Annotated in this window: 17 protein-coding genes and 1 pseudogene; 9 read left to right on the plus strand and 9 right to left on the minus strand. The window is 71.1% G+C overall.

From position 1 onward, the window contains the following. Window positions 1–78: 78 nt before the first annotated feature. Together ACH01S_RS16910 and ACH01S_RS16915 are read left to right on the plus strand one after the other, a co-directional pair. Window positions 79–528, plus strand: a complete 450-nt coding sequence (locus ACH01S_RS16910) for a hypothetical protein (RefSeq protein WP_067892218.1) — start codon at window positions 79–81, stop codon at window positions 526–528. A gap of 82 nt (window positions 529–610) precedes the next feature. Beyond that, complete coding sequence (locus ACH01S_RS16915) at window positions 611–1,636, plus strand: D-alanyl-D-alanine carboxypeptidase family protein (protein ID WP_083980775.1); 1,026 nt, start codon at window positions 611–613, stop codon at window positions 1,634–1,636. Between the two features lie 594 nt (window positions 1,637–2,230). On the opposite strand, the gene ACH01S_RS16920 is transcribed toward ACH01S_RS16915, so the two are convergent. Then, window positions 2,231–3,139 carry an NmrA family NAD(P)-binding protein gene (locus ACH01S_RS16920; RefSeq protein WP_246236602.1) on the minus strand — a complete coding sequence of 303 codons (909 nt, stop codon included), beginning with the start codon at window positions 3,137–3,139 and terminating at the stop codon, window positions 2,231–2,233. 115 nt (window positions 3,140–3,254) lie between these two features. Here ACH01S_RS16920 and ACH01S_RS16925 point away from each other — a divergent pair, with 115 nt between their 5' ends. Both ACH01S_RS16925 and ACH01S_RS46785 read left to right on the plus strand, forming a co-directional pair. After that, window positions 3,255–3,821: a TetR/AcrR family transcriptional regulator gene (locus tag ACH01S_RS16925; protein ID WP_067892222.1), complete on the plus strand. Its 567-nt coding sequence runs from the start codon at window positions 3,255–3,257 to the stop codon at window positions 3,819–3,821. A gap of 254 nt (window positions 3,822–4,075) precedes the next feature. Further along, entirely contained in the window at window positions 4,076–4,288 is a 213-nt protein-coding gene (locus ACH01S_RS46785) for a hypothetical protein (protein WP_218010286.1), read from the plus strand. A 298-nt stretch (window positions 4,289–4,586) separates the two neighbouring features. Here the strand turns inward: ACH01S_RS46785 and ACH01S_RS16935 are convergent, their stop codons facing one another. The 4 genes from ACH01S_RS16935 to ACH01S_RS16950 all read right to left on the minus strand — a co-directional run bounded on the left by ACH01S_RS16935 (window position 4,587) and on the right by ACH01S_RS16950 (window position 8,876). Continuing rightward, window positions 4,587–5,000, minus strand: a complete 414-nt coding sequence (locus ACH01S_RS16935) for an MscL family protein (protein WP_067892223.1) — start codon at window positions 4,998–5,000, stop codon at window positions 4,587–4,589. A gap of 116 nt (window positions 5,001–5,116) precedes the next feature. Further along, window positions 5,117–5,734, minus strand: coding sequence for an SAF domain-containing protein (locus tag ACH01S_RS16940; RefSeq protein ID WP_246236603.1), 618 nt, complete (start codon window positions 5,732–5,734; stop codon window positions 5,117–5,119). Then, complete coding sequence (locus ACH01S_RS16945) at window positions 5,731–6,558, minus strand: S-methyl-5'-thioadenosine phosphorylase (protein ID WP_067892225.1); 828 nt, start codon at window positions 6,556–6,558, stop codon at window positions 5,731–5,733. Before ACH01S_RS16945 ends, ACH01S_RS16940 begins: the two co-directional genes overlap by 4 nt. 155 nt (window positions 6,559–6,713) lie before the next feature. Next, window positions 6,714–8,876 (minus strand): MMPL family transporter, encoded by a 2,163-nt coding sequence (locus tag ACH01S_RS16950; protein WP_083980776.1) that lies wholly within the window; start codon window positions 8,874–8,876, stop codon window positions 6,714–6,716. Window positions 8,877–9,381: 505 nt separating this feature from the next. Here ACH01S_RS16950 and ACH01S_RS46645 point away from each other — a divergent pair. Further along, a complete protein-coding gene (locus ACH01S_RS46645) occupies window positions 9,382–9,582 on the plus strand; it encodes a hypothetical protein (RefSeq protein WP_067892227.1) in 201 nt (66 codons plus the stop codon). A 14-nt stretch (window positions 9,583–9,596) separates the two neighbouring features. Here the strand turns inward: ACH01S_RS46645 and ACH01S_RS46650 are convergent. The 4 genes and pseudogenes from ACH01S_RS46650 to ACH01S_RS16970 all read right to left on the minus strand — a co-directional run. Further along, window positions 9,597–9,782, minus strand: a pseudogene (locus tag ACH01S_RS46650) (FmdB family zinc ribbon protein); the annotation flags it as partial. Window positions 9,783–9,888: 106 nt separating this feature from the next. Next, complete coding sequence (locus ACH01S_RS16960; RefSeq protein ID WP_067892229.1) at window positions 9,889–11,373, minus strand: potassium/proton antiporter; 1,485 nt, start codon at window positions 11,371–11,373, stop codon at window positions 9,889–9,891. Window positions 11,374–11,476: 103 nt separating this feature from the next. Continuing rightward, window positions 11,477–12,466: an NAD(P)-dependent oxidoreductase gene (locus ACH01S_RS16965; protein ID WP_067892231.1), complete on the minus strand. Its 990-nt coding sequence runs from the start codon at window positions 12,464–12,466 to the stop codon at window positions 11,477–11,479. A 182-nt stretch (window positions 12,467–12,648) separates the two neighbouring features. Further along, entirely contained in the window at window positions 12,649–13,230 is a 582-nt protein-coding gene (locus ACH01S_RS16970; protein WP_083980778.1) for a 5-formyltetrahydrofolate cyclo-ligase, read from the minus strand. A gap of 33 nt (window positions 13,231–13,263) precedes the next feature. Here ACH01S_RS16970 and galU point away from each other — a divergent pair, with 33 nt between their 5' ends. From galU to ACH01S_RS16990, 4 genes are read left to right on the plus strand one after another with little or no spacing between them, the layout of a single operon-like run. Then, window positions 13,264–14,181, plus strand: coding sequence for a UTP--glucose-1-phosphate uridylyltransferase GalU (galU, locus tag ACH01S_RS16975; RefSeq protein ID WP_174564886.1), 918 nt, complete (start codon window positions 13,264–13,266; stop codon window positions 14,179–14,181). 50 nt (window positions 14,182–14,231) lie between these two features. After that, a complete protein-coding gene (glp, locus tag ACH01S_RS16980) occupies window positions 14,232–15,440 on the plus strand; it encodes a molybdotransferase-like divisome protein Glp (protein WP_067892235.1) in 1,209 nt (402 codons plus the stop codon). Continuing rightward, entirely contained in the window at window positions 15,437–15,919 is a 483-nt protein-coding gene (gene moaC, locus ACH01S_RS16985) for a cyclic pyranopterin monophosphate synthase MoaC (protein WP_067892237.1), read from the plus strand. The genes glp and moaC overlap by 4 nt, the downstream gene beginning before the upstream one ends. Window positions 15,920–15,950: 31 nt before the next feature. After that, window positions 15,951–16,451, plus strand: a complete 501-nt coding sequence (locus ACH01S_RS16990; protein WP_067892239.1) for a MogA/MoaB family molybdenum cofactor biosynthesis protein — start codon at window positions 15,951–15,953, stop codon at window positions 16,449–16,451. The last annotated feature ends 44 nt before the right edge of the window (window positions 16,452–16,495 follow it).

The following is a 16,495-nucleotide window of genomic DNA, read 5'->3' on the forward strand; positions in this document are numbered from 1 at the left end:
GCGTGCCGGGCGCTCCTTCTTATGGGGCGGCCGGGGGCTCTAGGCCCCGTGGGGGCGGGGTCGGTACGCTTCGGTGCCGTGACGGGTCGGCATCGAGGGCAGCCGAAGGACCGGCCTGCCGCGGACGAGGCGGACGAGGTCGGCGAGCGCTCGTCCCGGGGCAGGCGGATCGGCATCGTGGCCGGGGCCTTCGTGGTGCCGGTCGTCGTGGCCTCGGTCGTCGCGTTCGGGTTGCGGGACGAGCCGGCGCGGGAGCGGCCGGAGGCGGCGGCGTCCGGGCAGCGGGCGACGGCGCCGGCGACGCCCGAGGAGGGGCCGACGTACGGGGAGTACGTGCCGCCCGACGCGGAGCCGCAGGCGGCGACGAAGGCGCCGAAGCGGGCGCCGGTGCCGGTGACGACGCCGCGGAAGCGGAAACCGGCGCGGCAGCCGCCCGGTACCAGGACGCGGAGGCCGTGTCCGCCCGGCTGGGACGACATCTGGTGGCTGCACCGGTGGTGTGAGCGGAACGGTTACCGTGGTCGCTGAACCGGTTACGGACGGGTCACCGGAGAACCTGTAGTAGCGTTCTGCCGCTGATCCGCATTCGGGCATCAGGAGGAAAACCACCGTGCCGAATCCCCGGTCGGCGGCGCTGACAGCGGTCTTCCTGGTGATGACGATGATCTCGCCGCTCTGTGTGGCCGAGGGCCGGGCCGACACCCTCGACGCGTTGCGCCGCGAGGCGACCAAGGCGCGCGACGAGCTGGAGAAGGCCACGAAGAAGATGGAGGACCGGAAGAAGGACCTCAACGCTTCCCAGGTCAAGCTCCGGGGCACGCTCGCGGACCTCGCGGAGGCGGAGGCGGAGCTGAACCGGATCCGCGAGCCGCTGGCCAGGCTGGCGAACAGCTCCTACCAGCAGAGCGGCGCCGCCGGGTCGATGGCGATCTTCGGCGGCGGCGATCCGAGCGAGGCGCTGCGCTCGACGGCGGACGTGACGCTCCTCGCCCAGTCCCAGCAGGCCCTTGTGGACCGTGCCGACGAACTGCAGGACAGGCGGAAGCGGCTCGCGTCGACCGCCCAGGACCTGCAGTCGCGCAACGCGGTCGAGCAGACGCGCCTCCAGCAGGACGTGGACGGGCTGAAGAACAAGTCGGCGGAATTGACCCAGCAGCTCAACAAGATGCTGGACAAGCTCGCGGCGGGCAGCCTCAGACGGCTGCAGTTCGGATGCGACAAGGACCTCGCCGCGGACGCGAAGAAATTCCCGAACGGGCTCATTCCCGCCAAGTATCTGTGCGTCCTGCCGCAGAAGGGCTTCAAGCTCCGGGCGGACGCGGCATTGGCCTTCTACAAGCTCAACGAAGCCTATAAGCGCCGGTTCGGAAGCCAGATGTGCGTCAGGGACGCGTACCGGAACCTGTCGGAGCAGCATCAGATCTACGCGCAACGACCGGGATTCGCGGCCGTCCCCGGGACGAGCAACCACGGCAAGGGCCAGGCCGTCGACCTGTGCGGCGGCGTGCAGAATTCGGGCTCCGTTCAGTTCAACTGGATGGAGGCGAACGCCGGGAAATACGGCTGGGTGCATCCGGCGTGGGCTTACAGCAACCCGTTCGAGCCCTGGCACTGGGAGTTCGGGACCGACGAGTAACCCCGCCCCCCGTCTCAGCGACGCCGCGCTGATCAATGACGGCCACAGCGAGGTCGCCCACCACGGATCGATATGGCTCGCCGTCTCTAACAGTGGCCCAGCGGCCTCAAGGGGACGTGGTGTTCGAGCCCCAGCCCCAGAGCGCTTCCAGGACGGCCGCGAGCGCACGTCCGCAGTTAGTGAGGACGTAAGGCACCCATGGGTGCCAGCCCGGCGTGCGCTGCCGACCGAGCGCACCGCCCTCACCCAGCACCGAGGCGAAGCCGACGGCCCTCCGACCGCCGACAACAGAGCCGTTGGTGTCTAGGTGGATGCCTTCGCGCGCGCCGCAACGCCTGCTCAACGGACGAAATGCACTCAAGCCTGTTAATACGCAGAACCGTCCCGCCCGGGCGAGGTCGCCCCAGGCGGGACTGGCTGAATCCCCGGGCTGGAGATCGCCAGCGCTCCGCAGCATTGTCCTGTCTGGGGGGCGAACAATTGTGTGGCCGACTTGGGTGGGAATCAGGGGCGTTGTGTTCGTGGTGAGCGGGTGGCGTCGTAGCCGGGGAGGGGTCGGCCCTCCTGATGTACCGGACGAGACCCGGGGCCGTGTCAGGCGTTGGCTCGCATGTGCTCCTGCGCCCATTCCTCGAAGCTGGTGAGTGGGATGCCGAGGTCTCTGGCGTACTGGGGGCGGCCCGGCTGGCCGGCCACGTTCAGCCACTCGTGCGAGGCGCCCATCGCTGGCATTCCGGCGGCGAGGGCCTCCTGTTCGGTCATGTCCGGTGCGGCCAGGTGCGTGCCTAGAGCGCGGGAGAGGACCTCGGCGATCTCCGTCATGGACAGGTAGTCGCTTGCCAGTTCCAGTTCGACCCCGTCGAATCGTCTCGGCGCGGCGATGGCCGCGGCGGCCGCCCTGCCGATGTCGTCCACCGCGACCAGGGACAGCCGGGTTTCGGGGTTCAGGACGCTCACCAGGCCGCCTTCGATGCCGCGCGGGAACAGGAACGCCATGGACGGGAGGAAGTTCTCCATGAAGAAGCCCGGCTTGAGAAGCGTCCAGTGGGGGAAGCCGGCCGCGCGGACCCGGTCTTGGATCGCGGTCTTGGCGCCCAGGGTGGGTTCCATCGAAGCCCAGCGGCCTTCGGCCCAGCCGGGAGTTTGGGTGTGCTGGCCGGCGCCGGTGACGGAGGTGTGCACGAACTGCGGTACCCCGGCGGCCTTCGCGCCCTCAATGAGGTTGACGCCCTGGGCCACCTCCCCTTCGAAATCGAAGCCGTCCGCGGTCATACCGGGCATTTGCACGGAGAAGACGGCACGAGCGCCCTCGGCGGCCCGGATCACCGAACCGCGGTCGTGGAGATCGCCGGTGACCAGTTCGGCGCCGAGTGCCTCGACGGCCTTGGCCGGGTCGGTGGCCGGGTCGCGCACCAGTGCGCGGACGGGGACGCCCGCCGCGAGCAGGGCGCGGGCGGTGGCCCCGCCCTGCCTGCCGGTGGCGCCGGTGACCAGGACGGGCATGGAATCTGTGGACATGGTGCTCCTCGGCTACTCGTCCGTAAACGGCGGGGCCCGCCATTTCGCCTACGATACGATATGGCGGGGCCCGCCACTTAGCAATACTGGAGGTGACGCCGTGCCGGACCGCCAGCGCGCCGACGCCCGGCGCAACTACGCGCGCATCCTCGCCGTGGCCGAGGAGGAGGTCGCCGTCAAGGGAGCCAGCGCCTCCCTGGAACAGATCGCGCGCACCGCGGGGGTCGGCTCGGCGACCGTGCGTCGGCACTTCCCCACTCGCCGCGCACTGTTGGAGGCGGTCTCCCGGAAACGGATCGAGGCCCTGTGCGTACGCGCCCAGGACCTGACCGGCAGGGGCGACAGCCGGAACGCGTTGCTGGACTGGCTGAGCGACGTTGTCGCCTACTGCGTCTCGGTCCGGGGGCTGGCGGCCGCGCTGGCCTACGACGGCGCCGGGACCGAGCCGGTGCACGAGAACAGCTGCTCGGCGGCATTGGAAGAGGCGGCGGGCCCTATGCTGCGCCGCGCCGTGCGCGATGGCGCGGTGGCGGAAGGCGTCTCGGTCGCAGACCTGATCATGCTGGTCGTCGGCATCGTCCTGGCCACCGAGCACCACCCCGACCCCACCGCCCAGGCGGACCGGCTGTTCCGGCTGGCGGTGGCGGGACTGAGCCCGCAGAGCTGAACACGCACACGACCGGCAGAGCCGAGAACGGGCCCGTCCCCTTCATGGCGCCCATTGAAGCGACCCGTTCGTTCGGAGCATCCATCGGCCATGGTCTACCGGACAGGACCTGACCGGCTCCGTCGGCGGCAGGCTAGGCGACGTGCTCGTCGGATCGTTCGACGAGGTGGCCGCGTCCGAAGCGGACTCCGGCGCGGACGAGGGCGACGAGGCGGGGTGAGTTCACGGCCCGCCACCGCTGCCGGGCGGACTCGATGAGTGCGAAGACCATCGCCGGAGCCGCGGCGGCACGAGAGCGCGCGCCGCGGGCAACCCTGGTGCGCCAGGCGCACGGCGGTGAAGGTCGCCTCGATCGGGTTCGTGGTCCGCAGGTGGAGGCAGTACTCGGCGGGGAAGTCGAAGAACGCCGCCAGTTCGGCTTCATCATCGGTGATCTTCTTCACCGCTTTGGGGAACTTGCCCCGTAGAGCTGCGCGAACGTCTTGAAAGCCTCCTAGGCGTGCTGCTTGTCCTCGGCGTTGTAGATGTCCTGCATGGCCGTCTTCGCGCCCGGCTACGCGGACTTCGGCACGGCATCGAGTCTGGGGGCGGGGGCGGCGAGGTCGTGCACGGGCGGGGTTCGTGTGTTGCCGTGTCCTGTGCGGCCCGCTGCCGGAGGCGGGCGGCGTGGCTAGGGCAATGGGGGTCAGGCCCCGCCGGGGCCGGGCAGGGGGATGGAGGTGGCTTGGCGGGGGCTGGGCTTTCGGGCTGGTGCGGTGTGGTTTGTCAGTGGGCGGGTTCGGTGACGGGGGACACCTCGGCGGTGCAGTGGCGGCAGCGGGTGGCCTTGATGGGGATCTCGCTGAGGCATTCCGGGCAGTCGCGCTCGGTGGCCTCCTTGCCCCGGTCCATCCGCTCGATCAGCTTGGTGGTCGGCAGGACGACCAGGAAGTACACGATCGCGGCCGTGATGAAGAACGCGATCGCGGACGTCAGGAAGACCCCGTACGGGAACTTGGTGCCTTCGATCGTCACGGCGAGGCCCGTGTAGTCGGGCTTGCCGCCGATCAGCGCGATGAGGGGGGTGATGAAGGAGTTCGCGAAGTCCTTCACGAGTCCGGCGAAGGCGGCTCCGACGACGAACGCGACCGCGAGTTCGACGAGGTTTCCGCGGATGAGGAACTTCTTGAATCCGCTCATGACGGGCTCCAGGGGTGTCGGGGGTGTGCGTCCCGGTTCCGGCCGCACAGGGACGGCTACGGATCGTAATGAAAGCCGCTGAGGTTCGCCAAATCAGCGGCGCGGCGGCCGGGGTGTCAGTGGCCGGTGATCGTCAAGGTCAGCGGGGCGGCGGCACCGGCGAGGGCCACCGCCTGGGCCCGGTCGGTCGCCACGACCACCAGTGCCCCATCGTGATCATCGGTGGCGGTCCGGCGCGGGACGGCCACGACCGGCACCGAGGAGATCACCAACCGGGCCCCGCCGGGAGAGGCGGCGGGCGCCGCGTCCAGGGCGGTGGACGGGGACGGAGCGGCGAGGACGTCGATGCGGTCGCCCGGACGCACGAGCCGAACGGCCCCGGCGTCGGCGATCCGGACCGGCGTGGCGACCGTGCCGGGGCCGTAGCCGCGCAGCAGCCCGTCGCCGACCAGGCGCGCGTCGGTGAGGGGCTCGCCGCGCCGCATCGGCCCGGCGAGGACGCGCCCGGCGGCGCCGGAGCGGAGGGCGCCGGACGGGACGGCCCCCGGCGGCAGCCGCACCCGCCGCAGGTCGGAGACGGTGAGCGTGGCCCCGCCGCGCAGGTCGCGCGCGGCGGCGAGGACCCCGACGGACGGCGGCGGCCCGGGCCGCACGGCCAGCAGCGCGAGCCCCGCGGCGACCGCGGCGAACAGCGCCGCCAGCGGTCGTCGCAGGCGGGCTAACAGGACGTTCACGGCAGCTCCAGGGGGAGCTTCATGCCGTCCAGGACGTTCGGGCAGGGGCAGTCGCGCTCGGCGGGCAGCGCCTTGACGATGTCGGCCACGACGGCGCGGAGGCGGCCGACGTTCTCGCCGAACACGCGCAGCACCTCGTCCATGGTGACGCCCTCGCCCTCCTCGATTCCGGCGTCGAGGTCGGTGACGAGGCACAGCGGCGTGTAGCAGAGGGCCAGTTCGCGGGCGAGGACGGCCTCGGGGTGGCCGGTCATCCCGATCAGCGTCCAGCCCTGGGAGGCGAACCACTGGGACTCGGCGCGGGTCGAGAAGCGCGGCCCCTCGATGACGACGAGGGTGCCGCCGTCGACCGCGTCCCAGTCGGACGCCCGCGCGGCGGACACGGCGGTGCGGCGGCCCGCCGGGCAGTACGGGTCGGAGAAGGAGACGTGGACGGCGCCGCCCGCCTCGTAGTAGGTCTGCTCGCGTCCGGCCGTGCGGTCGGCGAGCTGGTCGGGGACGGCGAGCGTGCCGGGCCCGAGGTCGGGGGTGAGGGAGCCGACCGCGCTCGGCGCCAGCACCTGCCGGACGCCGAGCGAGCGCAGCGCCCACAGGTTGGCGCGGTAGGGGATCTTGTGCGGGGGGAACCGGTGGTCGCGGCCGTGCCGGGGGACGAAGGCGACCCGCCGCCCCGCCAGTTCGCCGATCGCGACGGGGTCGCTCGGCGGGCCGTAGGGGGTCTGGACCCGCACCTCCTCGATGTCGTCGAGGAAGGAGTAGAACCCGGAGCCGCCGATGACCCCGATCTCGGCGGCGGGCTCGGAACCGGAAGGCTGAGTGGACATGTCGCCGACACTAGCCACCGCCGACGGGCCCCCGGGAGACCGTCCGCCGATTGTGGATAACTCACGGAGAAGGGGCCCGGCGCGGTCGCCCGCGCCGGGCCCCAAGCCCGTCTGGAACCCTCTGCCATCAGGCCGGACGCCGGAGGAGGCAGGCGTCAGCCGACCGGGTCGAGCACCTTCTGCCGGTCGTCGTCGGCCGGGGTTTCCTTGGCGAGGCGTCCCGGCGTCCAGATGCGGCGGCCGATGTCGTATGACAGGGCCGGGAGCAGCAGCGACCGGACGACCAGGGTGTCCAGCAGGACGCCGAACGCGACCGCGAAGCCCATCTCGACCATGAACACCAGCGGCAGCGTGACCATCGACGCGAACGTCGCCGCGAGCACCAGCCCGGCCGAGGTGATCACGCCGCCGGTGACGGTGAGGCCGCGCTGGATGCCGCGCCGGGTCCCGAGGGCCTGCGACTCCTCCCGGACCCGGTGCATCAGGAAGATGTTGTAGTCGACCCCGAGCGCGACCAGGAAGATGAACGCGAGCAAGGGGAAACCGGAGTCGGTCCCCTCGAATCCGAACCCGTGCTGGAAGATGAGGGCGCAGGCGCCGAGCGAGGCGAGGAACGACAGCACCACGGTGCCCATCATCAGCAGCGGCGCGACGACGGCGCGCAGCAGCGCGATGAGGATCAGGAACACCACGCCCAGCACGATCGGGATGATCACCTTGTTGTCGCGGGCGGAGGCCCGCTTGATGTCGAGGGCGGTCGCGGTCATGCCGCCGACCTTGGCGTCGGCGGACGGGACGCGGTGCACCCCGTCCCGCAGCCGGTCGATCGTGCCGCGCGCCGCGTCGCTGTCGGCCGGGTACTTCAGCGTCGCCTCGTACTTGACCAGGCCGTTCGCGGCGGCGGGCGGGCCGACCTCGGCGACTCCGGCCGTCCCCCGAACGGTCTCGGCGACCCGGTCGGACGCCCCGGCCTTGGCGATGATCACCGCCGGGGAGCCGGAGCCCGCGGCGAAGTGCCGGGCGACGACCTCCTCGCCCTTGATCGAGTCGGGACGTCCGGTGAACTGCCCCGCGTTCGACAGCCCGTCGGCCTTGAGCGAGCCCAGGCCGAGGGTGAGGGCGATCAGGCCGAGCATGGTGAGGGCCCAGAGCGCGCGCGGGCGCCTCGCGACGAGACCGGCGATCCGGCTCCACACGCCGTGCTCTGCCTCATACGCCTCCGGCCGGAGGTACTTGGCGTCATAGCGGGGGATCAGTGGCCAGAACAGCCACCGGCCGAAGATGACGAGAAGTGCGGGGAGGAGGGTCGTCATGGCGGCGAGGGCGGTGAGAACACCGGCCGCGGCGACCGGACCCATACCGGCGGTGGAGTTCATCTCCGCCAGCAGCAGGCACAGCAGGCCGATGGCGACGGTGGCGGCCGACGCGATGATGGCGGGGGCCGCGCGGTGCAGCGCGTACGCCATGGCCTCGTGCCGGTCCTCGTGCCGGTGGAGCTCCTCCCGGTACCGGGCGACGAGCAGCAGCGCGTAGTCGGTGGCGACGCCGAACACGAGGACGGTGAGGATTCCGGCGCTCTGTCCGTTCACGGTGAGGTCGCCGTACTTGGCGAGCAGATACACCAGCGACTGGGCGAGCCCTAGCGCGAAGACCGCGCTCAGTACGGGAACGAACCAGAGCCCAGGGCTGCGGTAGATGATGAGCAAGAGGACGATGACGACCGCCCCGGCGGCGAGGAGCAGGAAGCCGTCCAGGCTCTGGAAGACCTCGAACTGGTCGGCGCCGCCGCCGGCGGGGCCGGTGACGTGCGCGGTCAGTCCGGGCGGCCCGCGCTGGGCGAGGTCGCGCGCCTGGTCGACGGCGCCGGTGATGTCCTCATCGGTGAGGGGCACGAGGGTCTGCAGGGCCTTGCCGTCCTTGGACGGGAACGGCCCCTGCGCCTTCTGCGCGCCCGGGAGCTTCTGCAGGGCGGGGACGTCCGACGCGGCCTTCGCGCGGTCCTGCGCGGTGATTCCGCCGGAGCGTTCGTAGACGACGACCGCGAGCATGGTCTCGTCCTTGCGGAACTGTTCTTCGAGTTCCACGACCTGGGTCGATTCGGCCCCCTCGGGGAGCCAGGACGCCGCGTCGTTCTTCTCGACGTCGCCGAGCTTGCCGGCGAGCGGGCCGAGGGCGACCAGCAGGACGACCCAGACGGCCAGGACGGCCCATTTGGTGCGCCGTCCGGCGATGAGTCCGGCCAGGCGGTGGGCCGCCGACCTCGTGGCCTCCGGCCTCGGGGCCTCCGACCTGGGGGGAGCCGGGCTGTGTCCGCTCATGTTTCCTCTCCTGTGCGCGGGCAATCGAGATATGTCGCGTCCTGGGTAGGATGTCTCTCCAATCGAGACATGTCAAGTAGTATCGCGAGATCTCGACGGCGCCCGTCCGAGTTTCTCTGTTCAAGAGTCTCTCTAAAGGAGAGTTAACTGTCAACCGGGAGACTCGCCGGTCCCCGTCTCCTCAAGGTCCCTCTATGGTCGCGAGGGGCGCCCGCCCGCGCGTCGGGCGTGGGGCGCGATCCGCGCTACGTCCTCTGGGGCAGGGAGGGCGGCGCGGCTACCCCTTGAGATGTAGAAGGCGCGCCCCCCACAAGGACGGGCGCGCCGCGAAAGAACAGCCGCGAAGGCCAAAGGGGGCCTGCGGCTATGCGAAAGGAGAACCTACGGATATGCCTAAGGCCGGAGGATCACATCCCCGGACGGACGTGGACGGACGTCCGGGACGAACCCTCCGGCTAGGTGGTGCCGGGGTCTGAAGGGTCAGGCGACCTTCTCGGACGACGACTTGCCGGACGACTTGCTGGACGACGACGAGTCGCTCCCAGACGAAGACGAGCCCGACGAAGACGAAGACGACGAAGAGGTCGAGTCGGACGACTTCGAGGACGAGTCCGACTTGGCCGACTCACCGTTCGACGACGAGCCGTTCGACGAGGCGCTCGTGGTCGAGGACTTGCCGGAGCCCGAGCGGCTGTCCGTACGGTAGAAGCCCGAACCCTTGAAGATGATCCCCGCCGCCGAGAAGACCTTGCGGAGCTTGCCGTCGCAGGCCGGGCACTCGGTCAGCGCGTCGTCGCTGAACTTCTGCACGACCTCCAGAGGCTCGCCGCACTCGGTGCAAACGTACTGATACGTCGGCACGGTTCCTCCTCGTTGACTCAGCCTGCCGGATCCGCGGGCTGGCACTCACTCTGAACGACTGCTAATGGTACCGATCCTTGGAACAGGATTCGCCCCCGGCCTGTTCCCGAACGGGTCATCGGGCCCGTCGCCAGGCGGGCGGCCGGAACGGTCACGTGCCCTGCTCGCCGAACCAGCCGGCCAGCTTTCCCCTGCGGCTCACCGCGCGCAGGCGCCGTTCGGTGGAGTCCCGTACGGCGTCGGTGGTGACGACCAGCAGAGTGTCACCCGCCTGGAGGGGCGTCGTGGGTTCGGGGACGAAACTCGTCCCGTCCCGGACGACGAGGGTGACAGACGCACCGGGAGGTAGCCGCAGCTCGAATATCTCCACTCCGCTCAGCATGGAGTCCGCCGGTATACGCACTTCCAGTAGATCGGCGTGCAGTTCCTCCAGGGGAGCGGCTTCGACGTCCAGTTCGCGGGTCTGCTCGTCGCTCTCCAACCGGCACCATTTCGCCGCCAGGGGCAGCGTGGGCCCCTGCAACAGGGTGAACACCACGACGATGTTGAAGACGATCGCGAACATGCGGTCGGCGCTCTGCACGTCCTGCACCATCGGGATGGTGGCGAGGACGATCGGGACCGCGCCCCGCAACCCGGCCCAGGACGCGAAGAGCTTCTCCCCCCACGACATCTTGAACCCGACCGTGGAGACCACGACCGACACCGGACGCGCGATCAGCAGCAGCACGAACCCGACCACCAGCGCGGGGACGATCTGCTGGGGCAGTTCGCTGGGCGAGGCCAGCAGCCCCAGCATCACGAACAGCCCGATCTGGGCGAGCCACCCGACGCCCTCGGCGAAGCCGCGCGTGGCCGGACGGTGGGGAAGCCGCGCGTTGCCGAGCACGACCGCGCTGACGTACACGGCGAGGAACCCGCTGGCGTGCAGCAGGGTCGCCGCCCCGTACGACCCGATCGACAGGGACAGCACCGCGATGGGGTAGAGGCCGGACGCGGGCAGCGCGACGCGGCGCAGCGCCTGGGCCCCGAGCCAGCCGACGACGATGCCGATGACCGCGCCCGCGGCCAGCTCGTACACCATGACGCCGAGCAGCTCGGCGAGGTTCGGGACGCCGGTGTGCGTGCTGAGCGTCACCACGATGATCACGACGGGCGCGTCGTTGAAGCCGGACTCGGCCTCCAGCAGCCCGGACAGCCGGGACGGCAGCGGCAGCCGCCGCAGCACCGAGAACACGGCGGCCGCGTCGGTCGGGGCGAGCACGGCGGCGAGCAGGAACGCGGGCCGCCAGTCCAGGCCGACGAGCCACATGGCGGCGAGGCCGACCACGACGATGCTGACCAGCGTGCCGATGATGGACACGCTGATCGCCGCGGGGACGGCCGGGCGGACGTGCCGCCAGCTCGTGGTGAGGCCGCCCTCGGCGAGGATCAGGACGAGCGCGGCGAGGCCGAGCGTCTCGGCCAGCTCGACGTCGTCGAAGTTGATGTGGAGGGGGCCGGACTCGCCGATGAGGAGGCCGAGGCCCATGTACGCCAGCAGGGTCGGGAGGCCCGCCTGGTGCGAGAGCCTGACCGCGACGATGGCGCAGAGTACGAGCGTGGCCCCGAGGAGTAGCCAGAGGTCGAGATGCACATCCCACCCTTCGAGGTCGTCAAAGTTGATCGTTGAGGAATCCTACAGATTCACCGGCCGATCGCGTATTTTCGGTTGATGGTCGGCATGTCGGGAACGCTGGTTATCGCCGTCTGACCTGCGGCTTCATCCCGTTCACGATATGGCGGACGTCCCGGCCCTCGACGGCCGCGGTCACGTTGTCCCGCACCAAGGCCACCAGGTTCAGTTGGGACTGGACGGATCCGCCCGCCGTGTGCGGCGACAGCAGGACGTTCTCGTTCGAGCGCAGCGGATGCTCCACCGGAAGGGGTTCCTGGTCGAACACGTCTAGGGCCGCGCCAGCGAGGCGTCCCGAATTCAGTGCGTCGAGGACGGCGTCGTCAGGCGCGATACCGCCACGGGCCACGTTCACTAGCAGCGCGTTGTCCGGCATGAGGGCGAGGCGTTCCGGACCGATCAGGCCCTTGGTGTCGTCCGTGCGGGGCAGGGCGATGACGAGGATGTCGGACGTCGCCATGAGGTCGTCCAGGTCGCGGTATGTCGCCGGTGCGTCGGGGCGCTTCCGCCTCGTCCAGTAGGACACCGTGCAGCCGAGCGCGGTGAAGAGCCGTGCCGCCTCAGAGCCGATCGCCCCGAAACCCACGATGCCGACCCGCTGCGTGTGGATTTCGCGCGGTGTCCTTGCGGTCATCTCCATTTGCGGCCACCCGCCCGCACGGACCGCACGGTCGCCCCAGGCGAGGTTCCTGCACAGAGAGAACGCGGCGCCCACCGCCCATTCGGCGACGCCCCGCGCGTTGAACCCGGCGGCGTTCGCCACGGGGACCCCGGCGGCCGTCAGGGCGGCGACGTCGATGCTGTCGGTCCCGACGGCGGGCATCTGGACGAACGCCACCCGCGACGCGGCGGCGACGGCCTCGGCGTCCAGCGCGAGCCGTCCGGTGAAGTCGGCGATCACGATGTCCGCCGCGGGCAGCGCGGCGAGCAGGGCGGCGCGGTCGCGCGCCGCCGGGAACGCGACCTCCGCGGCGCCGCCGAGCGGCGCGAACAGGCCCCGGACGAGGTCCTCGTCGATCGGGGGCAGGGAAAGGATCCGCCACGGCGCCGTCATTTTCGAACCTCCCGTTCCGACCTCCGCCGCACCGCGTCCCCCGAGCCGCGATCTTGCCCCTCACCCTATGGGCCGTCCGAAAAGGCGAACCGAACAGCCCGAACGGTCGGCGGGAAGCCGAACCCCCGGCCGGGAGGCCGAACCCCCGACCGGGAGGCCGGACCTTCGGCCGGGTGGGGCGGTCAGCCGAGCCGGACGAGGCCGTCCGACGGCGTCACGGCCGCCCGGACGCGCCGGTCGTGCGGCTCCGCCCGCAGCGCCGGGACGATCTCCCCGTCGTACAGCAGCGCCACCGTCAGGATCGCCGGGCCGACCCGCGCGAGCGCCCGGTCGTAGGAGCCGCCGCCGCGGCCGAGGCGCAGGCCCGTCCGGTCGGCGGCGAGCGCCGGGGCGAGGACGACGTCCGCGCTGGCCACGGCTCCGACGCCGCGCGGCGGCTCGGACGGCTCCAGGCACCCGCGCGGCCCCGGGACGAGCGAGTCGGGCCCCTCGTAGGACGCCCAGTCGAGGTCGCCGTCCGGGAGGAGGCGGGGGAGGATCACGTACGTGCCGCGCTTCCACAGCGCGAACAGCAGCCCGCGCGTGTCGGGCTCGGTGCCCACCGAGACGTAGGCGGCGACCGTCCCCGCCATCTCCATCTCCGGCAGGGACAGCAGCGCGTCCCGGATCGATCGTCCGGCCTCGGCGCGGGCCTCCGGCGGCATCGCGGCGCGTTTGCCCAGCACGGCGGCTCGGAGGTCGGTCTTTGGAAGGATGTCCTGCACGCTGGCGTCCTCGTGGGTGGTTAGGGTCTCTACATGGCCGACATCACACCTGTGCTCAAGGCGGTCGTCCCGGCGGCCGGTCTCGGTACCCGATTCTTGCCCGCCACCAAGGCGACCCCCAAGGAAATGCTGCCCATCGTCGACAAACCGGCGATCCAGTACGTCGTGGAGGAGGCGGTCGACGCCGGGCTGAGCGACGTCCTCATGGTCACCGGCCGGAGCAAGCGGTCCATCGAGGACCACTTCGACCGAGCCTACGAGCTTGAGGAGGCGCTGCGCGCCAAGGGCGACGCGGAGCGGCTCGACGCCGTCCACGAGTCCAGCGACCTTGCGATCATGCACTACGTGCGGCAGGGCGAGCCGCGCGGGCTCGGGCACGCGGTGCACTGCGCGCGCCAGCACGTCGGCCGCGAGCCGTTCGCGGTGCTGCTCGGCGACGACATGATCGACGCCCGGGACAAGCTGCTGCGGCGCATGATCGAGGTGCGCGACCAGTTCGGCGGCAGCGTGATCGCGCTGATGGAGGTCGAGCCTGACCAGGTCTCGGCGTACGGGTGCGCGGCCATCGAGCCGACGGACGAGGACGACGTCGTCCGCATCTCCGACCTCGTGGAGAAGCCGTCCATGGAGGAGGCGCCGAGCAACTGGATCATCATCGGCCGGTACGTCTGCGACCCCGCGGTGTTCGACGTCTTGGAGAAGACCCCGCCCGGGCGCGGCGGCGAGATCCAGTTGACCGACGCGCTGCGCACCCTCGCCGACATGCCCGCCGACCAGGGCGGCGGCGTGTACGGCGTGAAGTTCCGCGGGCGCCGCTACGACACCGGGAACAAGCTGGAGTACCTGCGGACGGTCGTCCAGTTCGCGGCGGAGCGTCCCGACCTGGCGCCGGAGTTCATGCCCTGGCTGCGCGAGTTCGTCCGCGACCAGGACGCCTCCGGGGAGTCGTGACGAACGGGACGGGCCGGACTGGCGGGACGGGAACGGCGGGAGCGGCGGGCATGCGTACGGTCGGCGAGCACCTGGCGGACATCCTCGGCAGCGTGGCGGTCCTGCCGCCGCTCGACCTCGCGCTGCTGGAGGCCCAGGGGGCGGTGCTCGCCGAGCCCGTGACGGCCCCGGTGCCGCTGCCGCCGTTCGACAACTCGGCGATGGACGGCTACGCGGTCGTCGCGGCCGACATCGCCGCCGCGACCGAGTCCGCGCCGGTATCGCTGCCCGTCGTCGGCGACATCGTCGCCGGTGACACGGGCGTGGCGGCGATCCGTCCCGGGCTGTCCGCCCGGATCATGACGGGCGCGCCGCTGCCCGCCGGGGCCGACGCGGTCGTCCCGGTCGAGTGGACGGACGGCGGCAACGCCACCGTCCGGATCTCGCGGGCCGCGCCGCCCGGCAACTACATCCGCCGGGCGGGCGAGGACGTGACCGCGGGCCAGGTCGTCGTGGCCGCGGGCACGCGGCTCGGCGCGGCGCAGCTCGGCATGATCGCCGCGGTGGGACGGCCCCGGGTGACCGTCCGGCCGAAGCCGCGCGTCGTGGTCGTCGCGACCGGGGACGAGCTGCGCGAACCGGGTGAGGGGCTTGCTCCCGGGCAGATCTGGGAGTCCAACGCCTACATGCTCACCGCGGCCGTCGTCGAGGCCGGGGGAGTGGGGTACCGGCAGGCGACCGTCGAGGACGAGCCCGGCAAGGTCATGGAGATGCTGGAGGACCAGCTCGTCCGGGCCGACGCCATCGTCACCACGGGCGGGGTCTCGATGGGCACCAGGGACGTGGTCAAGGAAGTGCTCGCGGGTACCGGGACGGTGAATTTTCACAAGGTGCGGATGCGTCCCGGTAAGCCGCAAGGGTTCGGCTTGCTGGAAGGCACACCGGTTTTCACCCTTCCCGGTAATCCGGTGAGCGCGTACGTGTCGTTCCAGGTTTTCGTGCGTCCTGCGCTGAGGGCCATGCAGGGGTTGCCCCCTGACTCGGGGGCGAAGGTGAGCGCTGTTCTGGGGGAGGACGTCAAATCGCCTGCGGGGTTGCGTCATTTCCTACGCGGCAGGCTGTCGTTCAATCGGGGCTTCTACACCGTCACCGCGGCGGGTGTGCAGGGCTCGCACCAGCTCGGGTCCCTGGCGACGGCGAACGCGCTCATCGAATTGCCAGAGGATGTGGAGGCCCTCCCGGCAGGGTCGCACGTCGACGTGATGAGATTGCCGTCGTGAGTGCCGAGGGTTCTTCCGAATTCACCCATCTGGACGACGCGGGCGCGGCGCGGATGGTCGACGTGTCCGGGAAGGACGTGTCGTCCAGGACGGCGACGGCTTCCGGGTTCGTTCGGCTGTCGTCCGAATGCGTCGCGCTGCTGCGTGCGGGTGACATTCCCAAGGGGGACGCCCTGTCCGTCGCGCGGATCGCAGGAATCATGGGGGCCAAGCGGGTGCCGGACCTCGTCCCGCTGTGCCATCCGATCGCCCTGCACGGCGTCACGGTCGACCTGGAGGTTCGCGATGGCGGGGTTTCGATCACCGCCGTGGCGCGTACCGCGGACCGGACGGGAGTGGAGATGGAGGCGCTGACCTCGGTGAGCGTCGCGGCGCTCGCGCTGGTCGACATGGTCAAGGCGGTCGACCCGGCCGCCGTGATCACGGACGTCCGGGTCGAGGAGAAGACCGGCGGCAAGACCGGGACGTGGCGACGGTGAGCCCGGTGTCGGTTTCGGTGGTGGTGTGTCGATGGGTGGGGTTGCGGTGATCAGGGCGATGGCGGTCACCGTGTCGAACCGGGCCGCCGCAGGGGTCTACGCCGACAAGTCGGGGCCGGTGCTGGTCGAGATGCTGGAGGACCTCGGCTGCCAGGTGGACGGGCCGGTCGTCGTCCCGGATGGTGAGCCGGTCGCGGAGGTCCTGCGGGACGCGGTCGCCGCCGGGTACGACGTCGTCGTCACGTCCGGCGGGACGGGGCTCACCCCGACCGATCAGACGCCCGAGATGACCCGCCGGGTGCTCGAATGGGAGATCCCGGGCATCGCGGAGGCCGTCCGGCTGGAGGGGCGCGACGTGGTGCCCACGGCGATCCTGTCGCGCGGGGTCGCCGGGGTGGCGGGCGGCACGCTCATCGTGAACCTGCCGGGATCGACGGGCGGCGTCCGCGACGGGATGGCGGTACTGGGCCGCGTCCTGTCCCACGCCGTAGACCAGATCAAAGGCGGCGACCACCCCCGTCCCTCAGGCTGAGGTCACCAGCCTGAACATGCCCAGGGGCGAGTGTGGATGACCGT

The sequence above is a fragment of the Actinomadura chibensis NBRC 106107 genome (assembly GCF_001552135.1).
Lineage (GTDB): Bacteria > Actinomycetota > Actinomycetes > Streptosporangiales > Streptosporangiaceae > Spirillospora > Spirillospora chibensis.

Excerpts from the sequence above, each read along its gene's own strand:
- ACH01S_RS16920 (WP_246236602.1), bottom strand. The coding sequence starts at position 3,139 with ATGCCCGTCCTGGTCACCGGCGCCACCGGCAGGCAGGGCGGGGCCACC.
- ACH01S_RS46785 (WP_218010286.1), top strand. The coding sequence starts at position 4,076 with ATGAGTGCGAAGACCATCGCCGGAGCCGCGGCGGCACGAGAGCGCGCG.
- ACH01S_RS16935 (WP_067892223.1), bottom strand. The coding sequence starts at position 5,000 with ATGAGCGGATTCAAGAAGTTCCTCATCCGCGGAAACCTCGTCGAACTC.
- ACH01S_RS16945 (WP_067892225.1), bottom strand. The coding sequence starts at position 6,558 with ATGTCCACTCAGCCTTCCGGTTCCGAGCCCGCCGCCGAGATCGGGGTC.
- ACH01S_RS16950 (WP_083980776.1), bottom strand. The coding sequence starts at position 8,876 with ATGAGCGGACACAGCCCGGCTCCCCCCAGGTCGGAGGCCCCGAGGCCG.
- ACH01S_RS16965 (WP_067892231.1), bottom strand. The coding sequence starts at position 12,466 with ATGACGGCGCCGTGGCGGATCCTTTCCCTGCCCCCGATCGACGAGGAC.
- galU (WP_174564886.1), top strand. The coding sequence starts at position 13,264 with ATGGCCGACATCACACCTGTGCTCAAGGCGGTCGTCCCGGCGGCCGGT.
- glp (WP_067892235.1), top strand. The coding sequence starts at position 14,232 with ATGCGTACGGTCGGCGAGCACCTGGCGGACATCCTCGGCAGCGTGGCG.
- ACH01S_RS16990 (WP_067892239.1), top strand. The coding sequence starts at position 15,951 with ATGGGTGGGGTTGCGGTGATCAGGGCGATGGCGGTCACCGTGTCGAAC.